Below are 18,144 nucleotides of genomic sequence, written 5' to 3' on the forward strand. Positions count from 1 at the left end.
TTTCTTATGAACGCGCCCAAAGCCTTCGCCGTACTCGGCCCGACCGCCGGCGGTAAAACCGCACTGGCCTTAAATATTGCCCAATCGCTGCCGGTGGAAATCATCAGTTTGGATTCCGCACTGGTGTATCGCGGCATGGACATCGGTACGGCCAAGCCGACTGCCGAAGAGCTTGCCGCCGTACCGCATCATTTGATTGATATTATTTCGCCGCTGGAAAGTTACAGTGCGGCAGATTTTGTCGGCGACTGCGTGCGCTTGGTGAACGAAATACATGCGCGCGGTCGCTATCCGCTGATTGTCGGCGGTACGATGATGTATTTCCACGCGCTGACGGAAGGTTTGAACGACTTACCTAGCGCGGATGCGGCAGTGCGCGCACAGCTTCAGGCAGAAAAAAACGAACACGGTCTGGCAGGCCTATATCGCCGTTTGCAGGAAGTTGACCCGATTACAGCAGGCCGTCTGAAAGCCAATGACAGTCAGCGTATTGAGCGCGCTTTGGAAGTCTATCTTCTGACCAGCAAGCCTTTGAGCGAACATTTCACAGAGCAGAAGCAGGCTGCGCCCTTATTGGATTTATGCACGGTTGCCCTGATTCCCGAAGACCGCCATTTGTTACACCAGCAAATCGAAAAACGCTTTTTAAATATGCTGGAACACGGTTTCCTCGATGAAATGCACGCCTTACGCCGCGATTATCCGCAGCTGCATGCCGATATGCCGTCTATGCGCTGCGTGGGCTACCGTCAGGCTTGGGATTATCTCGAAGGCGAAACCGATTATGTTACCTTTGTCGAAAAAGGCATTGTCGCCACGCGCCAGCTTGCCAAACGCCAGTTGACCTGGTTGCGGAAAATTCCTTTGGCGCACACGTTAGATCCTTACTCAGACAGCGATTATGTTCAGACGGCCTTAGCCTTGGCGCGTCAGCATTTTCAGGAATAATCCATGCTGACCACGCCACCACTTGCCCCTAAAACATTGACCGCGCTAAAAGAATTGGGTGTTTGTACGCTGGAAGATTTACAGGAAATCGGCGCAGTCCGCACATTTCTATTGCTGAAAGCGTCGGGTTTGACCGTAACCAAAAGCACCTTGTGGCAACTGGCTGCGCTGGTTTCAGGTGTAGATGTCCGGCATATTTCCGAGGAGAGAAAGACGGAGCTGGGCGAGGCCTTGAAAAACCATCCGCCTGTTGCCGTTTTCCCTTCGCAAAACGATATGGAAACCTTTATGCGGCTGGCGATAGAACAGGCCAGACAATCGGCGGCCTTGGGCGAGATACCAGTTGGCGCGCTCATCGTATATCAAGGTAAGGCAATCGCAGCGGCACACAATACCTGCATTGGCGACCACAATGTCAGCCACCACGCCGAAATTAATGCGCTTGCCGCCGCAGGTAAGGCCTTGCAAAACTATCGCTTGGCAGACTGCGACGTGTATATCACATTAGAGCCTTGCTCCATGTGCGCATCTGCCTTGATACAGGCGCGGGTCGGGCGCGTGATTTATGGTGCGGCCGAAGCCAAAACCGGTGCGGCAGGCAGCGTGGTCGATTTGTTTGCCGACAAACGTCTGAACAAGCATACCGCAATTTTGGGCGGCATATTGGCAGAAGAATGCCAAAGCGTATTGCAGGATTTCTTTGCGGCCAAACGTAAGGCCGTCTGAATTTCAGACGGCCTGTCAGCAAAAACACTTTATTTTAAATTTTCGGATTTCCCCATGTCAGTCAATCATTACGAAAACTTCCCAGTCGGCTCTATTGTGCTGCCGCGCCGTTTGCGCAAGCCGGTTCACGCCGTTTACGCTTTTGCGCGGACGGCGGACGATATTGCCGACGAAGGCAATGCCGAAGCAGTCGAACGCCTGCGCCAACTGGACAAACTGAAGGCAGAGTTAGACCGCATTGCAAAAGGAGGGGAACCGCAAACGGCATTGATGCAGCGTTTATATAACGAAGCGATTGTGCCGTTTCAATTACCGTTGCAGCCGTTTTATGATTTGCTGGCGGCGTTCAGTCAGGATGTAGTCAAAACCCGTTATGAAAACTTTGGCGAATTGATTGCCTATTGCCGCTTGTCCGCCAATCCGGTGGGGCGCATTATGCTGCATTTGTACGGGCAAACCGATGAAGTGAGCATGGCGCAAAGCGACGGCATTTGCATTGCCTTGCAGCTGATTAATTTCTGGCAGGACGTGGCGGTAGATTGGCAGAAAGGGCGCGTGTACATCCCTCAGGAAGATTTGCGGAAGTTCAAAGTCAGTGAAGGGCAGATTGCGGCCGGCAAAGCCGACTTCGCCTTTCAACGATTGATGGCGCACGAGTGCCAACGTGCTTTTCAAATGCTGAAGGCAGGCTCGCCGTTGGGCAAAACCCTCAAAGGGCGAATCGGTTTTGAGCTGCGCATGATTATTGTCGGCGGCCAGTTGATTTTGCAGAAGCTGGACGGTTGCAAATATGACGTGTTTAACCAGCGGCCGCTGTTGGATAAGAAAGACTGGATGATTATCATCAAACGGGCTTTGATGAAGAAATAAAAAAAGGCCGTCTGAAATGGATGTTTCAGACGGCCTTGATGTTTTCGATTAGCGGTTTTTCAAACGGTTGATGCGGTTGTCCAAAGAAGGATGGGTACTGAACCAAGAGTCTTTGGATTCGCTGGCAATGCCCATTGCGGTCATGGTTTGCGGCAGATCGCTGGTGCTGCCTTTTAAGCGTTGCAGGGCGGCAATCATTTTCGGCGCGCCCACCAGTTTTGCAGCGCCCGCATCGGCGCGGTATTCGCGTTGGCGGCTGAACCACATCACAATGATGCTGGCGAGGAAGCCGAATACGATCTGCAATACCATGCTGACCATAAAATATGTACCTTGCGAAGTGCTGCCGTCATTGTTGCGCGCCACCATGCTGGAAACGATACGCGCCAAGAAGACGACGAAAGTATTCACAATACCTTGAATCAGCGTCAGCGTTACCATATCGCCGTTGCCGACGTGCGCCATTTCATGCGCCAAAACGGCTTCGACTTCATCGCGGGTCATGTGGTCGAGCAGGCCGGTGCTGACGGCGACGAGCGAGCTGTTTTTAGTCGCGCCGGTTGCAAAGGCGTTAGGCTCTGGAGAGTCGTAAATGGCTACTTCCGGTGTTTTCAGATTCCATTGGCGGGCTTGCGCTTCAACAGTTGCCAACAGCCAAGCTTCTTCTTCGCTTTGGGGCTGGTCGATGACGACGGCGCCGACCGAATGTTTGGCGATGGTTTTCGACATCAGCAGGGAGACAATCGAGCCGCTGAAGCCGACGACTGCGGAATAAGCCAACAGGCTGCCGACTTGGTCGGTACTGTTGATGCCCAAGATGGCCAAAATAACACGGATGACAACCAGAACTGCGATATTGGTTGCGATAAATAAGAAAATGCGTTTCACCGATTATTCCTTTTTAGTGTGGTTTGTGAGGTGATTTTTATATGGGCGCATTGTCTCAAAAACTCTATAGAGATGAAACAGCGCAATAGGCAAAGGTATGCAAATTCAAAGCAATTGAAGCAAAGGCCGTCTGAAAAAGCAGGATTTATGATTAAAAACAGCTTTTCAGACGGCCTGATTGCAAACAGATATTATTTTCCGAATTCCTGCAGCCAGTCTCGCGCTACCAAAAATTGATTTAATGCGGCTTCTGGAGAACCTTCTTCCGGCGCATATTGATACTCGAAGCGTACTAAAGGCGGCATGGACATCAAAATGCTTTCCGTACGACCGCCGCTTTGCAGGCCAAACAGCGTGCCTCTGTCCCAAACCAAGTTAAATTCCACATAGCGTCCGCGACGGTAGAGTTGGAAATCTCGTTCACGTTCTCCATAAGGCGTATTTTTGCGTTTGGCCACAATCGGTAGATACGCTGCGATATAGCCTTCCCCGACTGCCTTGATAAAATTCAAGCAGGTATCGAAATCCCAGCGGTTTAAATCGTCAAAAAACAGGCCGCCCACGCCGCGTGTTTCGTTACGGTGTTTCAAATAGAAATATTCGTCACACCATTGTTTGAATTCAGGATAAACCGATTCTCCAAATGGCGCGCATACGTCCCGAGTCACTGTGTGCCAATGCACGATATCTTCTTCAAAAGGATAAAACGGCGTCAAATCAAAGCCGCCGCCAAACCACCAAACCGGCTCGGCATTTTCAGGGTAGGCAATAAAAAAGCGCACATTGGCATGGCTGGTCGGAACATAAGGATTTTTCGGATGAATGACCAGCGACACGCCCATGGCTTCAAACGCCGCGCCTGCCAATTCCGGACGATGGGCCGTAGCAGAAGCCGGCATTTTTGTTCCCTTTACATGCGAAAAATTCACACCGGCCTGCTCGAATACTGCGCCGTTTTTCAATACACGGGTTTCGCCGATACCCAGCTTCCCAGTCCATACTTCATGCACAAATTTGGCTTCGCCATCTTCTTGCTCCAGCGCGGCGCAGATTTGGTTTTGCAGTGTTTTGAGGAGGGTTAGAACGGATTCTGTGTGCATGATATATCCTTGATGGTTTCGTATTTGTAAAATGACAGGGCGGAAGATGATTTAAGTTGTTGAAACTAATTGTTATTTTTCTGTTTCTTTATTATGGGTAAATTTTTGCATGGGCGTATCTTGCAATCAAGCGTTACTCATCGGCAATAGATTGAAAGGTATTACGGGGTTAAAAATACAGTTGCTACTCTTGCTGCATGATATTGGCAAGATTTAATTTAAATGTTTGTTGAATCTTGTTTACATCCTTAGCAAAAATATGATAGTCACTCGAAGAATAGATAGATTTTATTCTATCCAAATTAGTTTGTTGATAACATTTTTTCATTTCCGCGATGAAAAAATTATCTTTTCCTCTTTCATTGAGACAGTTATTTTCTAACAGATAGATTGCCCATGCTGTAAAAATAAATATACTATCTTCCGGATATTCAGATAAATAAATTTCGAATTCAATTATAGAATATTCAGCTGCTTCAATTAATGTTATATCTAAATCTCTGACAAATTTTTCCGTTATATTTTTAAATAATTTCTTGAATTCTATATAATTTTTTATTTTTTCCATGATTCTATTTTCCTGTAAAAATATTTAATTGAATATTTGGATAGCGATTTCTAAACTCTAAAATAACATTGCTGCAAGATTGACAGGCCTTTAATGATGATATTGCGATACCTTTCAGACGGCCTTGATTTATTCAGTAAAAAAAGTATGTGCGCCCAAATAGTTTTTTGCGTAGAACGGAGTGGAAAGTTTTTCGGTTTTGATGGTTTTACCGCTGCTGGGGGCGTGAATAAATTCGCCGTTGCCGATGTAGAGGCCGACATGGGAATATTTGTGTGCGCCGCCGGTATTGAAGAAGACAAGATCGCCGGCTTTCAATTTGCTGTCGGGAATTTTTCGGCTGGCTGCGGCCATATCGCGTGCGGTGCGTGGCAGATTGACGTTGAGGGCGTTTTTATAGACGAATTGGATCATGCCGCTACAGTCAAAGCCTGTGGCTGTGGTGCTGCCTCCCCATTTGTAGGGCGTACCGATCAGGCCTAGGCTGTGAAGCATCAATTCCTGCGAACCTTGGGTGTGGTCGATATGGGAAATGCGGACAGGTTGGATTGTTCTGGCGGTTGTTTGCGGCTTGTGGGATTTATGCTTGCCAGTGGTGCCGCAGGAGGCCAACAATAAGCAGGTGGTACAAACAAATAGGGTTTTGCAGATGAGTCGAGACATGGTGAATTCCTCCGGCTGCATGATTTTTGTTTTCAGACGGCCTCTATAATAATCCTTCTATGGGCAGGATGGACAGGATTTTTGAAGTCATCCGTTTCCAGAACTTGGCTTCGGGTTCGTGTGCGTAAGTTCGTTTTTCGCTTGGGTCATACCAGTATAGTTTGTTGTAATTGCCAAGCGTTACCTGATAGGCGTAGCTTGGGGTGGTCGTAACGAGGGTGCGCTGCATTTGGCCTGCGATTTCGGGGCTTTCGATGACGACACCCATTTCGGTATTGAGGCGTGCGGAGCGTGGGTCGAGGTTGAATGAGCCGATGAAAACGCGTTTCTCGTCCACGATGAATGTTTTGGCATGCAGGCTGGTGGTGGAGCTACCGGTTAAGCCGCGGTCTTTGGTGGTCGGAACGGCATGATTGGGTTGGAGTTCGTATAGTTTGACCCCGGCTTTGAGCAAAGGCTTGCGGTATTTGACGTAGCCGGAATGGACGGCGGCAACGTCGGTTGCTTGGAGCGAATTGGTCAAAACGGTAACGTCCACGCCGTTGTGTATCAGTTTTTCTATGGCTTTGACACCTGATTTTGTGGGTACAAAATAGGGCGAGACAAGGTAAACGCTTTTTTCAGGTTGCTTGAGGGCGTCTTGCAGGCGTTCGGAAATAGGCGGTTTGTGCCGGTCGCGGTCTAAGCCTTTGGCCGGGTCATCGCTGATCAGGCGTGTGCTGACGCTTTGCCACTCCATAAGGTTGCTCTGCATTTTTTGATAGAGGTTGGAGTGTTCGATGCTTTGACGGTAGCGGATGAGCGTTTGGTTTTTATCTTGGTCGGTGTAATCAAGCTCTGCCAATCCTTTTTTCAGGTTTCCCCGTTTGATAATGCTGGTCGCGTTGTAGGCGGAATGGCTTGCCCAATAGCGGTCGAAGTCTTGGGACACTTCTGTTACTACGCGGCCTGTGGCGAGGATATCGAGGTCGGCAAAGATGGTATCGTCGTTAACCTTAAAATATTCGTCGCCGATATTGCGTCCGCCCAAAATGGTGGCACGGTTGTCGGCGGTAAACGATTTGTTGTGCATCCGGCGGTTAAGTCGCGGAAAGTCAGCAACGTAGCCGAGTGCACGCCATTTTCTGAAAATAAAGGGATTAAACAGACGGACTTCAATATTGGGATGATTGTCGAGTGCCAGCAGGAGATCATCCATGCCGTTGGTGTTGTTGTCGTCCAGAAGCAAACGCACACGGACGCCGCGTTCAGCTGCACGATGAATCAGGTTGAACAGAAGCTTGCCGGAGATGTCGTTGTGCCAGATATAGTATTGTAAATCGAGGGTATGGTCGGCGGATTCAATCAGGGTAGCACGAGCGACAAAGGCTTCATGGGCATCGTTCAGCAGATAGATATGGGAAACATCAGTCTTGGAGGATGTAGAAGGAATACCTAATGCGCTGTCCAGCCGCGGGGTTGCAGGTATGTCAAGATAACTGCTTTGGGTGCGTTCGTCCAATGATGGCAAAAACGCGGCGCAACCGCCCAATAGCAGGGTATAAAGAAAGGGAAGATGAAATTTCATGGGAAACCGGTACAAACAATCCCTACCTAAATGACATTTAGGCAGGGATTGAATTGAAATTAGGTTGCTTGAATCAGCTTAGAAGGCAACATAATTTGCCGGATTGACCGGTTTGCCGTTTTGACGGATTTCAAAGTGCAACTGAGTACGAGATGCATCGGTATTACCCATGTGCGCAATGGTTTGACCGCGTTTAACGGTTTGGTTTTCATTAACCAGCAGACGTTGGTTGTGGCCGTATGCGCTCAAGAATGAGGAGTTGTGTTGGATGATGACCAAGTTGCCGTAACCGCGCAAGCCTGAGCCTGCGTAAACGACTTTACCGTCTGCCGCTGCAACGACAGGCTGACCTTGTGTACCAGCAATATCCACGCCTTTGTTGCTGCCGCCGAAGTTGGCAATAACGTTACCGGTAGTCGGACGCTGCCATGTGATGCCGCTGACGTTGCGGCTGCTGCCGGTAGATACGGTTGGTGTATTGGCAGGAGTGCTTGGAGCCGGAGCAGTGGTTGTCGTTGTTGGCGTAGAAGGTTTGCTTGCAGAAGCTGCAGGTGCAACGTAGCCTTCAGGTTTCACGCGCAGGGTTTGACCAATGCTGATGGTGTTGTCGGCCAGGTTATTCCATGCACGCAGATTGTCTTGGGTAATATTGTAACGTTTGGAGATGTTGTAAACGGTATCACCACGAACAACGGTATGTGTCGCTGCATTAATATCAACAGGCGCGTAAGAAGGCGTGTAAGTGCCGGTGCTGCCGCTGTTGTATGTTGGAGCAGGTGTACTTGCCGGCGGAGTGTATGGAGCATCTGCCGCTGGGCTGGTGTTGGTATTGTAAGGCGCTGCGCCGTAAGGATTGTCAACGGTAGAGCCTGTTGTTGAACCACCGCTTTGTGTGCCGACGACTACAGGAGCCGGTTGTTGGCTGGCACAGGCTGCAAGTAATAAAACCAAAGCTGCCGATCCGGCATAAGATACACTTTTTTTCAACATGTTAATGACTTTCGTATTCGGGTAATTGTTCTCGTCGAGGCATATCATAATAAAAATATGCTTGATTCTCAAGTGTTCGGCTGTTAGGGACTGTTAAGGCGCAGGGATTTCTGACCAAAAGGAAGCAGTTTGCTCCATTTGTCCGTAGGCAGTCAAATCGACTTGCAGGGGGGTTATCGTGATGAAGCCGGACGCGCATTCGCCAAAGTCGGTACCTTCTTCGCTATCGGAAACATCGCCGACCGGCCCAATCCAATAAATTTGTTCGCCACGTGGATTATACATGGGAACAATGCTTTGTTCATGATGACGGCGGCCGAGCCGTGTAATTTTTATGCCTTGGATATCCTCAGGTGCGACGGCAGGGATATTGATGTTCCATAAGATGGGTTCGGAAATAGGGCGTTTGAGAAAGTAGGAAAGCAGTATCCAAGCGGCTTTTTCTGCGGTTTCCCAATAACGGCCGCTGGAGTCGGCAAGTGAGAAAGCAATGGCGGGAATGCCCATCAGGTAGGCTTCCGTCGCGGCGGCAACCGTACCGGAATAAAGCGTATCGTCGCCCATGTTTGCGCCGTTGTTAATGCCGGACAAAACTAAGTCGGGTTTGAAATCGGCGAGGGCGTGTTGGCCGACATGAATGCAGTCGGTGGGCGTACCATTCACATAGTAAAACCCGTTTTCCGCCTGTTTCAGTTGTAAAGGACGGTCTAAAGTCAGGGAATTGCTGACGCCGCTGCGATCGCGTTCGGGCGCAACCACCCTAACATTGGCAAATTCCGAGCACACTCTTGCCAAAATAGCCAAACCGGGCGCAAGATAACCATCGTCGTTTGAGATTAATATGTTCATGTGACAATATTGTGTCTATCGGTAAGATAGGCCGTATTGTACTGGTTTGCTTGAGCGATTGTCCATGAATCGGCAACGTTTGGGCGGAAAGGATAATAATGAAACATTATGAGTTAGACCCCAAAGCTTTATTGGGCGGCGTGATTGCTTCAGACGGCAATCAGGAGATTGTTCAGCTTTCACTGCAGAAGAATAATGAAATTCCGGCATATGAGGCGGATGCGATTATTTTGCTTTTGGTTTTAAACGGCAAAGCCGAAATCAAAACGGTGGACGAAGTTTTGCAAACCGAAGGCTTGCAAGTTATCCGTCTTGAGCCAATGGAAGCGCATAGCATTCGCGCGTTGGCCGATAACACCAATATTTTGGTTATCAAACAATTGATTCATGAAACAGGTCTCAGCAAACGTTTGAGATTTGGAAGTTGCTGTCTGTGATGTCAATAAAGGCCGTCTGAAAAGTATCAGACGGCCTTTTTAAAATCAACCAGATTTATTTCAAACCTTTTTTCACCAAGTCTTCATAACCGCCATGGTTGGTTACGTTGGTGTAGCCCGCTTTTTTCAGCTCAGTCAGCGCGGCTTCTGCACGGCGGCCACTGCGGCAGTAGAGGTTGACCGGTGCGTTTTTATCCGGGCTGACGGATTTGATGCGGTCAACGATTTGGTCATGCGGAATATTGAGCGCACCTTGCAAATGGCCTTCTTTAAATTCTTCGGCAGAGCGGACATCAATCCAAACGCCTTTTGCTTTTGCAGGTTGTGCCGCAATTTTTTCAATTTTAGGCATAGAGGCAGCGGAAGCGGCCAAAGGAGTGGCAACAGCGGCGGCAAAAAGTACGGCGGTCAGCAGTTTCTTCATGGTTCAATCTCCTATTAGACAGAAAACAATATGATAACTTTATCAGTTTAGCATTTCATCAGGCCGTCTGAAAGGGGAGTTGGCTTTCAGACGGCCTGATTTTACAAACCGATTAGCGTTGGGTTTCTACTGCTTCCAAAGCGCGCAAAGCGTAGGTATAAGCGGCACCTGCATTCAGAGCGATAGCGGTGGCCAATGCGCCGGCGATTTCGCTTTCGGTTGCACCTGCTTTAGCTGCAGCGGCAGCATGCACGCTGATACAGCTTTCGCAACGTGTGGTAATGGCAACGGCGATGGCGATCAGTTCGCGTGTTTTGGCATCCAGTGCTTCGGCAGCGGCTGCTTGATCCAGTGCGCCGTAGGCTTGCAGCATTTTAGGATGGTTTTTACCCAGTTCACCGAATGCTTTTTTTACCAAGGCGGTATGTTCAGGCCAGTCTTTAAACATGATATGTCCTTTCTTAATGTGAGTGGATAAGATAAAAAATCCTATCCGTTTGTGTTTAGTGTGTGTATTATTGCAATAATTGGAAGAATAAAATCGTCAAAACATCTCATTTATTGGTAAAAAACACTATGGATATTTTGGATAGGCTGGTCGAATTGGCGCAGGTAAAAGGCAGCGTGGATGTTCAATGTCTTTTTCGGGGGAAGTGGTATGTGCGGCATGAGCCCAAGCGTGCGCATGGTTTGGTGCATATCGTAACTGCCGGTTCGGGTTATATCCGAATTGATGGGGAGCAAGAGGCAAGGCTGCTGAGTGCGGGGGATGTCATTTTTTTCCCGCGTAGTGTAGGGCATACTTTGAGCAGCGATAGCAGTTGTGAAAATCTTGGTGTTAATGTGCTGACGAGTGAAAAAGGCGCATTTAAAGTCAAGCAAAGTCATGCAGGAGGCGATGCGGCTTTGCATCTTTTCTGTGCACGGTTTGAATATGAAGCGCAGGCGGATATTATGGCGGGGCTGCCTGATACGGTTTTACTGAATATCAACCATCCTTCTTTGCAGTATTTGGTGGCGTTATTGCAATATGAGAGCGGTCAAGCTTTGTCAGGTTCGGTAGCGGTTGTGAACGCATTGGCTTCGGTGTTGTTGGTATTTCTACTTCGAGCCAGCCTAGAGAAAAATGGGGAAGCGCAATTAAGCGGTTTGCTGAATGGTTGGCAGGATAAACGCCTGCGGAATCTGCTTCAGGCAGTAGTGGATAAGCCGGAAGAGGAATGGAATATCGAGAAAATGACCGCGATGGCCAACTTATCTCGCGCCCAGTTGATGCGGGTATTTAAGCAGCAGACGGGAACAAGCCCGCATGCCTTTGTAAACAGTATCCGCTTACAGCAGGGGGCATTATTGTTGAAACAGACGGCGGATTCGGTTTTATCGGTTGCGCTCTCGGTGGGTTTTCAATCGGAAACGCATTTTGGCAAGGCATTTAAAAAGCAATATGGGATATCGCCGGGGCAATATCGAAAAAATGATCGCGCTGATGAAGCGGCAGTACAAGCGGAAGAAATACCGATTTACTTTATTTGAACAGATGATAAAAGGCCGTCTGAAAGTGTGAAAATGAAATCTAGGATTTCTAAAACACTTTTCAGACGGCCTTAATTTTAAAACGTATCAATCAAACAGAATTAGTCCAGTTTTTTGAAATGACGGCGACGTTCCAATTCGCTCAGGTAGCGTTTACGCAGGCGGATGGATTGTGGCGTAATTTCAACCAGTTCGTCATCGTCGATGAACTCAACTGCGCCTTCCAAAGTCAATTTGATCGGCGTAGTCAGGCGCACGGCTTCATCTGTACCGCTGGCGCGGACGTTGGTCAGTTTTTTACCTTTCAGAGGGTTTACCACCAAGTCGTTGTCGCGACTGTGAATACCGATAATCATACCTTCGTAGACTTTGTCGTTTGGAGAAACGAACATACGGCCGCGGTCTTCCAAGTTCCACAGGGCGTAAGCAACGGCTTCACCTTGCTCTTGAGAAACCAGTACGCCGTTGTGACGGCCGGGCATATCAGGTTTAACCGGAGCATAGTCGTCAAAAACGTGGCTCATCAAGCCGGTGCCGCGGGTCAAAGTCAGGAATTCGCCTTGGAAACCGATCAGACCGCGTGCAGGAATGTGGTATTCCAGACGGGTACGGCCATTACCGTCGCTTTCCATATTGGTCAATTCGCCACGGCGACGGCCAAGCTCTTCCATAACGGCACCTTGGTTGTCATCAGGTACGTCCACGGTCAGGTTTTCGTAAGGCTCGCATTTTTGACCGTTGATTTCACGGAATACCACGCGCGGTTTACCGACTGCCAATTCAAAGCCTTCACGGCGCATGTTTTCCAACAAAATGGTCAGGTGCAATTCGCCACGGCCGGAAACGCGGAATACATCAGCGTCGGCAGTATCTTCAACACGCAGGGCAACGTTGGTCAGCAATTCTTTTTGCAGGCGGTCGCGGATTTGGCGGGAAGTCACGAATTTGCCTTCAGTACCGGCCAAAGGAGAAGTATTGACCATAAAGTCCATGGTCAAGGTAGGCTCGTCCACGCTCAACATAGGCAAGCCTTTAGGATTGTCTTTGTCGGTAATGGTTACGCCGATACCGATGTCTTCGATACCGGAAATAATCACGATATCGCCGGCTTCAGCTTCTTCCAAAGGTACGCGTTCCAAGCCTTGGAAGCCCAACAGCTGGTTGATGCGGCCTTGCGCAACTTGTTCTTCATGATTCATCACGGCAACAACTTGGCCGGGTTTGATGCGGCCGTTCAGGATGCGGCCGATACCGAGGCGGCCGGTATAGTTGTCGTAGTCCAGTTGGGAAATTTGGAGTTGCAGCGTTTCGTCCGCGCTGCCGCTTGGTGCAGGCGTGTGTTTCAAAATGGTCTCGAACAGAGGACGCATATCGCTGCTCTCGTCGTTCTCATCCAGTTTGGCAAAGCCGGACAGGCCGGAAGCATAGACGATAGGGAAGTCCAATTGTTCGTCGGTTGCGCCCAGGTTGTCGAACAATTCGAATGTTTGGTCGATAACCCAGCTTGGACGGGCAGACGGTTTGTCGATTTTGTTGATAACAACGATAGGTTTCAGACCCAAAGCCAAGGCTTTTTTGGTCACGAAACGGGTTTGCGGCATAGGGCCTTCTTGTGCGTCAACCAACAGTACGACGCAGTCAACCATGCCCAATACACGTTCCACTTCGCCACCAAAATCGGCGTGTCCCGGGGTATCTACGATGTTGATGTGGTAGCCTTCGTATTCGATGGCGGTATTTTTAGCGAGAATGGTAATGCCGCGTTCTTTTTCAAGATCGTTGCTGTCCATGACGCGTTCTTCGACTTGCTGGTTGGAACGGAATGTACCGGACTGGCGCAGCAATTGGTCAACTAATGTGGTTTTGCCATGGTCGACGTGGGCGATGATGGCAATATTGCGGATTTGTTTCATGATAATTTATAAGGTTTAGCTGGTTGCTTAAAAAAAAGATAACTGGCGATTATAGCACGATTCGCAAGTGATGACGGAATGGGAGATTCAAAAAAATCAGGTAAAAGCAGTTGAGAATAATTCATAATTAAATTTGATTGATTTTGTTGGATTATTTGCTTTTATTTATGGTTAACGAATGTAAATGTTTTTGAATAATGCAATGGATTCTTAATATTAATGTCAAAAAATTGTTATTAAAAACAGGGGATTAATTTTTCAGACGGCCTTTTAGGCAGGTTAAATTTTTTGATAATTGTTTGTATTTTAAATAGAAAATTTGTCAAAAGTGCTACTTGTGCATACAATTACCTCATTCCATAACAACATACGAATCTTCATTCGTGATTATCAACTTTTAAAAGAAAGAGAAAGAATTATGCAAGGCAACCAAGCAGTTATTGATTACATGAACGAATTATTGTCTGGTGAGTTGGCTGCTCGCGACCAATATTTTATCCACTCTCGCATGTACTCTGAATGGGGTTACACCAAATTGTTCGAACGTTTGAGCCACGAGATGGAAGAAGAAACCACTCACGCCGAAGACTTCATCCGTCGTATCCTGATGTTGGGCGGTACGCCTAAAATGACCCGTGCCGAACTGAACATCGGTACTGACGTAGTCTCTTGTCTGAAAGCAGACTTGAATACTGAATACGAAGTACGCGATGCGTTGAAAAAAGGCATCAAATTGTGCGAAGAAGCTCAAGACTACGTTACCCGCGATTTGATGGTTGCCCAACTGAAAGACACTGAAGAAGATCACGCTCACTGGTTGGAACAACAACTGCGTCTGATCGAATTGGTCGGCGAAGGCAACTACTACCAAAGCCAACTGTAATCTAGCCTATAACATATAAGGAGCTGAATATGAAAGGCGATCGCTTAGTTATTCGCGAGCTGAACAAAAACTTAGGTTTGTTGCTGATTACCATTAACCAATACTTCCTGCATGCCCGCATTTTGAAAAACTGGGGTTTTGAAGAATTGGGCGAACACTTCTTCAAACAATCCATCCGCGAAATGAAATCCGCAGACGATTTGATCGAGCGTATTTTGTTCTTGGAAGGCCTGCCTAATCTGCAAGAATTGGGTAAACTGTTGATCGGTGAATCTACCGAAGAAATCATTGCCTGCGATCTGAAAAAAGAGTATGAAAAACATGATGCTCTGGTTGCAGCCATCGCTCTTGCAGAAGAGCAACAAGACTACGTCAGCCGTGATTTGTTGGAAAAACAAAAAGACATCAACGAAGAACACATCGACTGGCTTGAAACTCAGCAGGAATTAATTGGTAAAGTTGGTTTGCCAAACTACCTGCAAACAGCGGCGCAAGAGGACTAAAACACAAACCACTGCCAAATATAGCAGTCCCTGCTCCCATCAACGGCATATCTTTACGATATGCCGTTTTCTTTTGTGGAAATGCTTAAAGGCCGTCTGAATGTTCAGACGGCCTTGATTTTATATCGCTTTCAAACGGTATAGATAAGTAGTTTCCTTGTTTCTGGCAAACGCCAAAGGATCGGATTCATCTATTGCTTTTTTGTGTTGCGGTTTGGTTTTCAAAATATCGACTACATTGAGTGAGGCCGTCTGAAAGCATTGGTTTAGAAAGTCTTTATCACGCAAATGCAAGTGTTCTGCCAAATCTGAAATAATCAGCCAAGCTTCGCCGTTTGGATTTAAGTGATGACGTACGCCGTTAATGAAGGCTGTCAACATGGCATTGTTTGGGTCGTAAAGTGCAGTCTCAATAGCGGAGGTCGGTTTTGCCGGCAGCCAAGGCGGATTGCAGACGATAAGGTCGGCGCAAGTTTCGGGAAATAAATCAATCGATTGGATGCTGACAGCTTTATCTAGGCTTAGACGCTCAAGGTTTGCTGTGGCGCAGGCTATTGCTTTTGGGTTGGTGTCCGTGGCAATGATGTCGGGTATGCCTCGCTTGGCCAAAATTGCGGCAATAACACCTGAGCCGGTGCCGATGTCAAAGGCCGTCTGAATATTGGGAGCGAGTGGCGCTTGGGCGATTAAATCCAAATATTCGCCACGCAGTGGAGAGAATACGCCGAAAGGAACATGGATTTTTCCGTCTAGCTGCGGAATATCTATACCTTTTTTGTGCCACTCGTGCGCACCGATAAAGCCCAGTAATTGATTCAGCGGCAAGAGAAACGGTTTGTCGTTTGGTGTGTCGTAAACATCGCACAGGGCGGCGTAGATGTCGGGTGCACGTGCATTATCCAGTTGAAAATTCGGTTGGATTTCAACGGCAAGCATATTGAGCAAACGACTTTGTTGCGCCTGTTTCATACGGTGGGCATGAAAGGCTGTCTGAATATCGGCAGGTGCGCCTTTCTTTTTTTCAGACGGCCTGCGGATACGTTTTTTCATTGCAGATAAGACTTGCTTGGCATTGTGAAAATCGCCAGTCCAAACAGTTGCAGTTTGCGCGTGGGCATTTTTTAAGATTTCTGTTGCACCTGCTTCTTGTATGTAAACCGCCTGCTTGAGTGGCTTTTGTGTACTTTCGTTGCGCCATTCGATGTCGGAGCGGTTGGTAGGGATGGTATGGGGCATAATGTGTTTCAAATCGGGGAAATAGGGGATTAGTTTACTATATTTAGGATAGGTTCGGTTTGAGATGGGCTTTTAATAGTCTGAATTAGACAGAATGTATAAAAATTTCTCAAATTTTAAAATTTAAACCAATATCTTGATAAAAATAGATTGTCGTTTTGTCTAAAATGAGTATAATGCAAAACTAGAACATAATAATCTTAATCAGATTTGGACAAGGAATATCATGCAATTAGACATTGACCGTTTGGTTGCCTATTTTGGCGGTGTAAACGCGCTGGCCGAAGCCCTGAAACAGCACGACCCGGAAAATGCTGCGACCACAGCGGCTATCTACAAATGGCGTACACGCGGTTCCCTGCCTTTGGCTCAGTTGCAAAAACTGACCGCTTTGGCGGAAGCGCAAGGCAGACCGCTTGATTTGAATGCTTTTTTACAAAAAAACGAATCTCTGGAGAGAACAGAAATGACACAAACCAATCGTGTAATTATTTTCGACACTACCATGCGCGACGGTGAGCAGTCCCCCGGCGCATCCATGACCAAAGAGGAGAAAATCCGTATTGCCCGCCAGTTGGAAAAGATGGGTGTCGATGTGATTGAGGCAGGTTTTGCAGCAGCCAGTCCGGGCGATTTTGAATCGGTTAATGCGATTGCCAAAATTATTACTAAATCTACAGTTTGCTCATTGGCGCGTGCCGTTGAAAACGATGTGCGCAAAGCAGGCGAAGCTGTTTCCCCTGCTCCGAATAAACGTATTCACACTTTTATCGCCACCAGCCCCATCCACATGGAGCACAAACTGAAAATGAAGCCGCAGCAGGTCATTGATGCGGCGGTCAAAGCGGTAAAAATTGCCAAAGAATACACTGACGATGTGGAATTTTCTGCCGAAGACGCAGTGCGTTCGGATTTGGACTTCCTTGCCAAAATCTTTACGGCGGTTATCGAGGCAGGCGCAACCACCATCAATATACCCGATACTGTCGGCTACTCCATCCCTTCCGTATGGTACGAGCGTATCAGTAACATCATCAAAAGCGTGCCCAACGGCGACAAAGTAGTTTGGTCGACCCACTGCCATAATGACTTGGGTATGGCGGTTGCTAACTCATTGGCTGCTGTTCAGGCAGGTGTGCGTCAGGTGGAATGTACCATCAACGGCTTGGGCGAACGTGCGGGTAATGCCAGCCTTGAAGAAATCGTGATGGCGTTGAAAGTGCGCCATGATTTGTTTGGCTTGGAAACCGGCATCGATACCACGCAAATCGTACCGGTATCCAAACTAGTATCTACTATCACCGGCTATCCGATTCAGCCAAACAAAGCAGTAGTCGGCGCAAACGCCTTTGCGCACGAATCAGGCATCCATCAAGACGGCGTGTTGAAACACCCTGAAACCTATGAAATCATGACTGCCGAATCAGTCGGCTGGTCAACCAACCGCCTGACTTTGGGTAAACTCTCCGGCCGTAATGCTTTCAAAACCAAGCTGGCAGATTTGGGTATCGAATTGGAAAGTGAAGAAGCGTTGAATGCGGCATTTGCACGCTTCAAAGAGCTGGCGGATAAGAAACGCGAAATCTTTGATGAAGACCTGCACGCTTTGGTGTCTGACGAAATGGGCAATATGAATACCGAAAGCTACAAATTCATTTCCCAAAAAATCAGCACTGAAACCGGCGAAGAACCGCGCGCCGATATTGTGTTCAGTATTCGCGGTGAAGAAAAACACGCTTCCGCTAGCGGCTCAGGCCCTGTTGATGCCATCTTCAAAGCCATTGAAAGCGTAGCACAAAGTGGCGCAACTTTGCAGATTTACTCTGTCAATGCGGTGACGCAAGGTACAGAAAGCCAAGGCGAAACTTCAGTCCGCCTGCAGCGTGGCGATCGTGTGGTTAACGGTCAAGGCGCAGATACCGATGTGTTGGTGGCGACTGCCAAGGCTTATCTGTCTGCACTGAGCAAATTGGAATTCGGTCAAGCCAAGCCTAAAGCACAAGGCAGCGGCATGATTTGATTTATTGAAAAAAGTAAAGGCCGTCT

General features: G+C 48.0%; 19 protein-coding genes and 1 pseudogene. 8 read left to right on the forward strand and 12 right to left on the reverse strand.

Annotation, left to right across the window (positions count from 1 at the left end):
- Positions 1–6: 6 nt before the first annotated feature.
- From miaA to hpnC, 3 genes are read left to right on the forward strand one after another with little or no spacing between them, the layout of a single operon-like run.
- Complete coding sequence (gene miaA, locus ACTHSW_RS05910; RefSeq protein ID WP_070461802.1) at positions 7–948, forward strand: tRNA (adenosine(37)-N6)-dimethylallyltransferase MiaA; 942 nt, start codon at positions 7–9, stop codon at positions 946–948.
- Between the two features lie 3 nt (positions 949–951).
- Positions 952–1,674 carry a tRNA adenosine(34) deaminase TadA gene (gene tadA / locus ACTHSW_RS05915; RefSeq protein WP_070461804.1) on the forward strand — a complete coding sequence of 241 codons (723 nt, stop codon included), beginning with the start codon at positions 952–954 and terminating at the stop codon, positions 1,672–1,674.
- Between the two features lie 54 nt (positions 1,675–1,728).
- Complete coding sequence (gene hpnC, locus ACTHSW_RS05920) at positions 1,729–2,544, forward strand: squalene synthase HpnC (RefSeq protein ID WP_070461806.1); 816 nt, start codon at positions 1,729–1,731, stop codon at positions 2,542–2,544.
- A gap of 48 nt (positions 2,545–2,592) precedes the next feature.
- On the opposite strand, the gene htpX is transcribed toward hpnC, so the two are convergent.
- The 8 genes and pseudogenes from htpX to surE all read right to left on the reverse strand — a co-directional run bounded on the left by htpX (position 2,593) and on the right by surE (position 9,169).
- Positions 2,593–3,432 (reverse strand): protease HtpX, encoded by an 840-nt coding sequence (htpX, locus tag ACTHSW_RS05925; protein WP_070585716.1) that lies wholly within the window; start codon positions 3,430–3,432, stop codon positions 2,593–2,595.
- 191 nt (positions 3,433–3,623) lie between these two features.
- The gene (gene hemF / locus ACTHSW_RS05930) at positions 3,624–4,532 is read right to left on the reverse strand and encodes an oxygen-dependent coproporphyrinogen oxidase (protein WP_063075822.1); all 909 of its coding nucleotides are present in this window, start codon (positions 4,530–4,532) and stop codon (positions 3,624–3,626) included.
- 184 nt (positions 4,533–4,716) lie between these two features.
- Positions 4,717–5,100, reverse strand: coding sequence for a hypothetical protein (locus ACTHSW_RS05935; RefSeq protein ID WP_070461810.1), 384 nt, complete (start codon positions 5,098–5,100; stop codon positions 4,717–4,719).
- Between the two features lie 4 nt (positions 5,101–5,104).
- Positions 5,105–5,200 (reverse strand): annotated as a pseudogene (locus ACTHSW_RS05940) (deaminase domain-containing protein); the annotation flags it as partial.
- 29 nt (positions 5,201–5,229) lie between these two features.
- The gene (locus ACTHSW_RS05945; protein ID WP_070827048.1) at positions 5,230–5,763 is read right to left on the reverse strand and encodes a C40 family peptidase; all 534 of its coding nucleotides are present in this window, start codon (positions 5,761–5,763) and stop codon (positions 5,230–5,232) included.
- Positions 5,764–5,806: 43 nt separating this feature from the next.
- Positions 5,807–7,330, reverse strand: a complete 1,524-nt coding sequence (locus tag ACTHSW_RS05950; RefSeq protein ID WP_070461812.1) for a phospholipase D family protein — start codon at positions 7,328–7,330, stop codon at positions 5,807–5,809.
- Positions 7,331–7,408: 78 nt separating this feature from the next.
- Positions 7,409–8,320 carry a peptidoglycan DD-metalloendopeptidase family protein gene (locus ACTHSW_RS05955; RefSeq protein WP_070461814.1) on the reverse strand — a complete coding sequence of 304 codons (912 nt, stop codon included), beginning with the start codon at positions 8,318–8,320 and terminating at the stop codon, positions 7,409–7,411.
- Between the two features lie 93 nt (positions 8,321–8,413).
- The gene (surE, locus tag ACTHSW_RS05960) at positions 8,414–9,169 is read right to left on the reverse strand and encodes a 5'/3'-nucleotidase SurE (RefSeq protein ID WP_070461816.1); all 756 of its coding nucleotides are present in this window, start codon (positions 9,167–9,169) and stop codon (positions 8,414–8,416) included.
- Between the two features lie 98 nt (positions 9,170–9,267).
- Here surE and ACTHSW_RS05965 point away from each other — a divergent pair, with 98 nt between their 5' ends.
- Complete coding sequence (locus ACTHSW_RS05965; protein ID WP_004520298.1) at positions 9,268–9,606, forward strand: hypothetical protein; 339 nt, start codon at positions 9,268–9,270, stop codon at positions 9,604–9,606.
- 55 nt (positions 9,607–9,661) lie between these two features.
- Here the strand turns inward: ACTHSW_RS05965 and ACTHSW_RS05970 are convergent, their stop codons facing one another.
- Both ACTHSW_RS05970 and ACTHSW_RS05975 read right to left on the reverse strand, forming a co-directional pair.
- Positions 9,662–10,030 (reverse strand): rhodanese-like domain-containing protein, encoded by a 369-nt coding sequence (locus ACTHSW_RS05970; protein ID WP_070461818.1) that lies wholly within the window; start codon positions 10,028–10,030, stop codon positions 9,662–9,664.
- A 112-nt stretch (positions 10,031–10,142) separates the two neighbouring features.
- Entirely contained in the window at positions 10,143–10,478 is a 336-nt protein-coding gene (locus ACTHSW_RS05975; RefSeq protein ID WP_003686488.1) for a carboxymuconolactone decarboxylase family protein, read from the reverse strand.
- 128 nt (positions 10,479–10,606) lie between these two features.
- Here ACTHSW_RS05975 and ACTHSW_RS05980 point away from each other — a divergent pair, with 128 nt between their 5' ends.
- Entirely contained in the window at positions 10,607–11,563 is a 957-nt protein-coding gene (locus tag ACTHSW_RS05980) for an AraC family transcriptional regulator (protein ID WP_070461820.1), read from the forward strand.
- Between the two features lie 101 nt (positions 11,564–11,664).
- On the opposite strand, the gene typA is transcribed toward ACTHSW_RS05980, so the two are convergent.
- Positions 11,665–13,476 (reverse strand): translational GTPase TypA, encoded by a 1,812-nt coding sequence (gene typA / locus ACTHSW_RS05985; protein WP_070461822.1) that lies wholly within the window; start codon positions 13,474–13,476, stop codon positions 11,665–11,667.
- 418 nt (positions 13,477–13,894) lie between these two features.
- On the opposite strand from typA, the gene bfr (ACTHSW_RS05990) reads away from it, so the two are divergent.
- Together bfr (ACTHSW_RS05990) and bfr (ACTHSW_RS05995) are read left to right on the forward strand one after the other, a co-directional pair.
- Positions 13,895–14,359, forward strand: coding sequence for a bacterioferritin (gene bfr, locus ACTHSW_RS05990; RefSeq protein ID WP_101755231.1), 465 nt, complete (start codon positions 13,895–13,897; stop codon positions 14,357–14,359).
- A gap of 29 nt (positions 14,360–14,388) precedes the next feature.
- Entirely contained in the window at positions 14,389–14,862 is a 474-nt protein-coding gene (gene bfr / locus ACTHSW_RS05995; protein WP_003680736.1) for a bacterioferritin, read from the forward strand.
- A gap of 120 nt (positions 14,863–14,982) precedes the next feature.
- On the opposite strand, the gene ACTHSW_RS06000 is transcribed toward bfr (ACTHSW_RS05995), so the two are convergent.
- A complete protein-coding gene (locus ACTHSW_RS06000; protein WP_107769022.1) occupies positions 14,983–16,098 on the reverse strand; it encodes a methyltransferase in 1,116 nt (371 codons plus the stop codon).
- A 226-nt stretch (positions 16,099–16,324) separates the two neighbouring features.
- Between ACTHSW_RS06000 and ACTHSW_RS06005 the strand changes: the two genes are divergently transcribed.
- The gene (locus tag ACTHSW_RS06005) at positions 16,325–18,118 is read left to right on the forward strand and encodes a 2-isopropylmalate synthase (protein WP_107769023.1); all 1,794 of its coding nucleotides are present in this window, start codon (positions 16,325–16,327) and stop codon (positions 18,116–18,118) included.
- Positions 18,119–18,144 lie beyond the last annotated feature (26 nt).

It is taken from the genome of Neisseria sp. P0008.S004 (genome assembly GCF_051962755.1).
Taxonomy (GTDB): Bacteria; Pseudomonadota; Gammaproteobacteria; order Burkholderiales; family Neisseriaceae; genus Neisseria; species Neisseria subflava_A.

Bases quoted from the DNA above. Each gene is read 5' to 3' on its own strand.
- ACTHSW_RS05980 (WP_070461820.1), top strand. From the start codon at position 10,607: ATGGATATTTTGGATAGGCTGGTCGAATTGGCGCAGGTAAAAGGCAGC.
- surE (WP_070461816.1), bottom strand. From the start codon at position 9,169: ATGAACATATTAATCTCAAACGACGATGGTTATCTTGCGCCCGGTTTG.
- ACTHSW_RS05945 (WP_070827048.1), bottom strand. From the start codon at position 5,763: ATGTCTCGACTCATCTGCAAAACCCTATTTGTTTGTACCACCTGCTTA.
- hpnC (WP_070461806.1), top strand. From the start codon at position 1,729: ATGTCAGTCAATCATTACGAAAACTTCCCAGTCGGCTCTATTGTGCTG.
- typA (WP_070461822.1), bottom strand. From the start codon at position 13,476: ATGAAACAAATCCGCAATATTGCCATCATCGCCCACGTCGACCATGGC.
- hemF (WP_063075822.1), bottom strand. From the start codon at position 4,532: ATGCACACAGAATCCGTTCTAACCCTCCTCAAAACACTGCAAAACCAA.
- ACTHSW_RS05970 (WP_070461818.1), bottom strand. From the start codon at position 10,030: ATGAAGAAACTGCTGACCGCCGTACTTTTTGCCGCCGCTGTTGCCACT.
- ACTHSW_RS05955 (WP_070461814.1), bottom strand. From the start codon at position 8,320: ATGTTGAAAAAAAGTGTATCTTATGCCGGATCGGCAGCTTTGGTTTTA.
- miaA (WP_070461802.1), top strand. From the start codon at position 7: ATGAACGCGCCCAAAGCCTTCGCCGTACTCGGCCCGACCGCCGGCGGT.
- ACTHSW_RS05975 (WP_003686488.1), bottom strand. From the start codon at position 10,478: ATGTTTAAAGACTGGCCTGAACATACCGCCTTGGTAAAAAAAGCATTC.
- bfr (WP_003680736.1), top strand. From the start codon at position 14,389: ATGAAAGGCGATCGCTTAGTTATTCGCGAGCTGAACAAAAACTTAGGT.
- ACTHSW_RS06000 (WP_107769022.1), bottom strand. From the start codon at position 16,098: ATGCCCCATACCATCCCTACCAACCGCTCCGACATCGAATGGCGCAAC.
- ACTHSW_RS06005 (WP_107769023.1), top strand. From the start codon at position 16,325: ATGCAATTAGACATTGACCGTTTGGTTGCCTATTTTGGCGGTGTAAAC.
- tadA (WP_070461804.1), top strand. From the start codon at position 952: ATGCTGACCACGCCACCACTTGCCCCTAAAACATTGACCGCGCTAAAA.
- ACTHSW_RS05935 (WP_070461810.1), bottom strand. From the start codon at position 5,100: ATGGAAAAAATAAAAAATTATATAGAATTCAAGAAATTATTTAAAAAT.
- ACTHSW_RS05965 (WP_004520298.1), top strand. From the start codon at position 9,268: ATGAAACATTATGAGTTAGACCCCAAAGCTTTATTGGGCGGCGTGATT.
- bfr (WP_101755231.1), top strand. From the start codon at position 13,895: ATGCAAGGCAACCAAGCAGTTATTGATTACATGAACGAATTATTGTCT.
- ACTHSW_RS05950 (WP_070461812.1), bottom strand. From the start codon at position 7,330: ATGAAATTTCATCTTCCCTTTCTTTATACCCTGCTATTGGGCGGTTGC.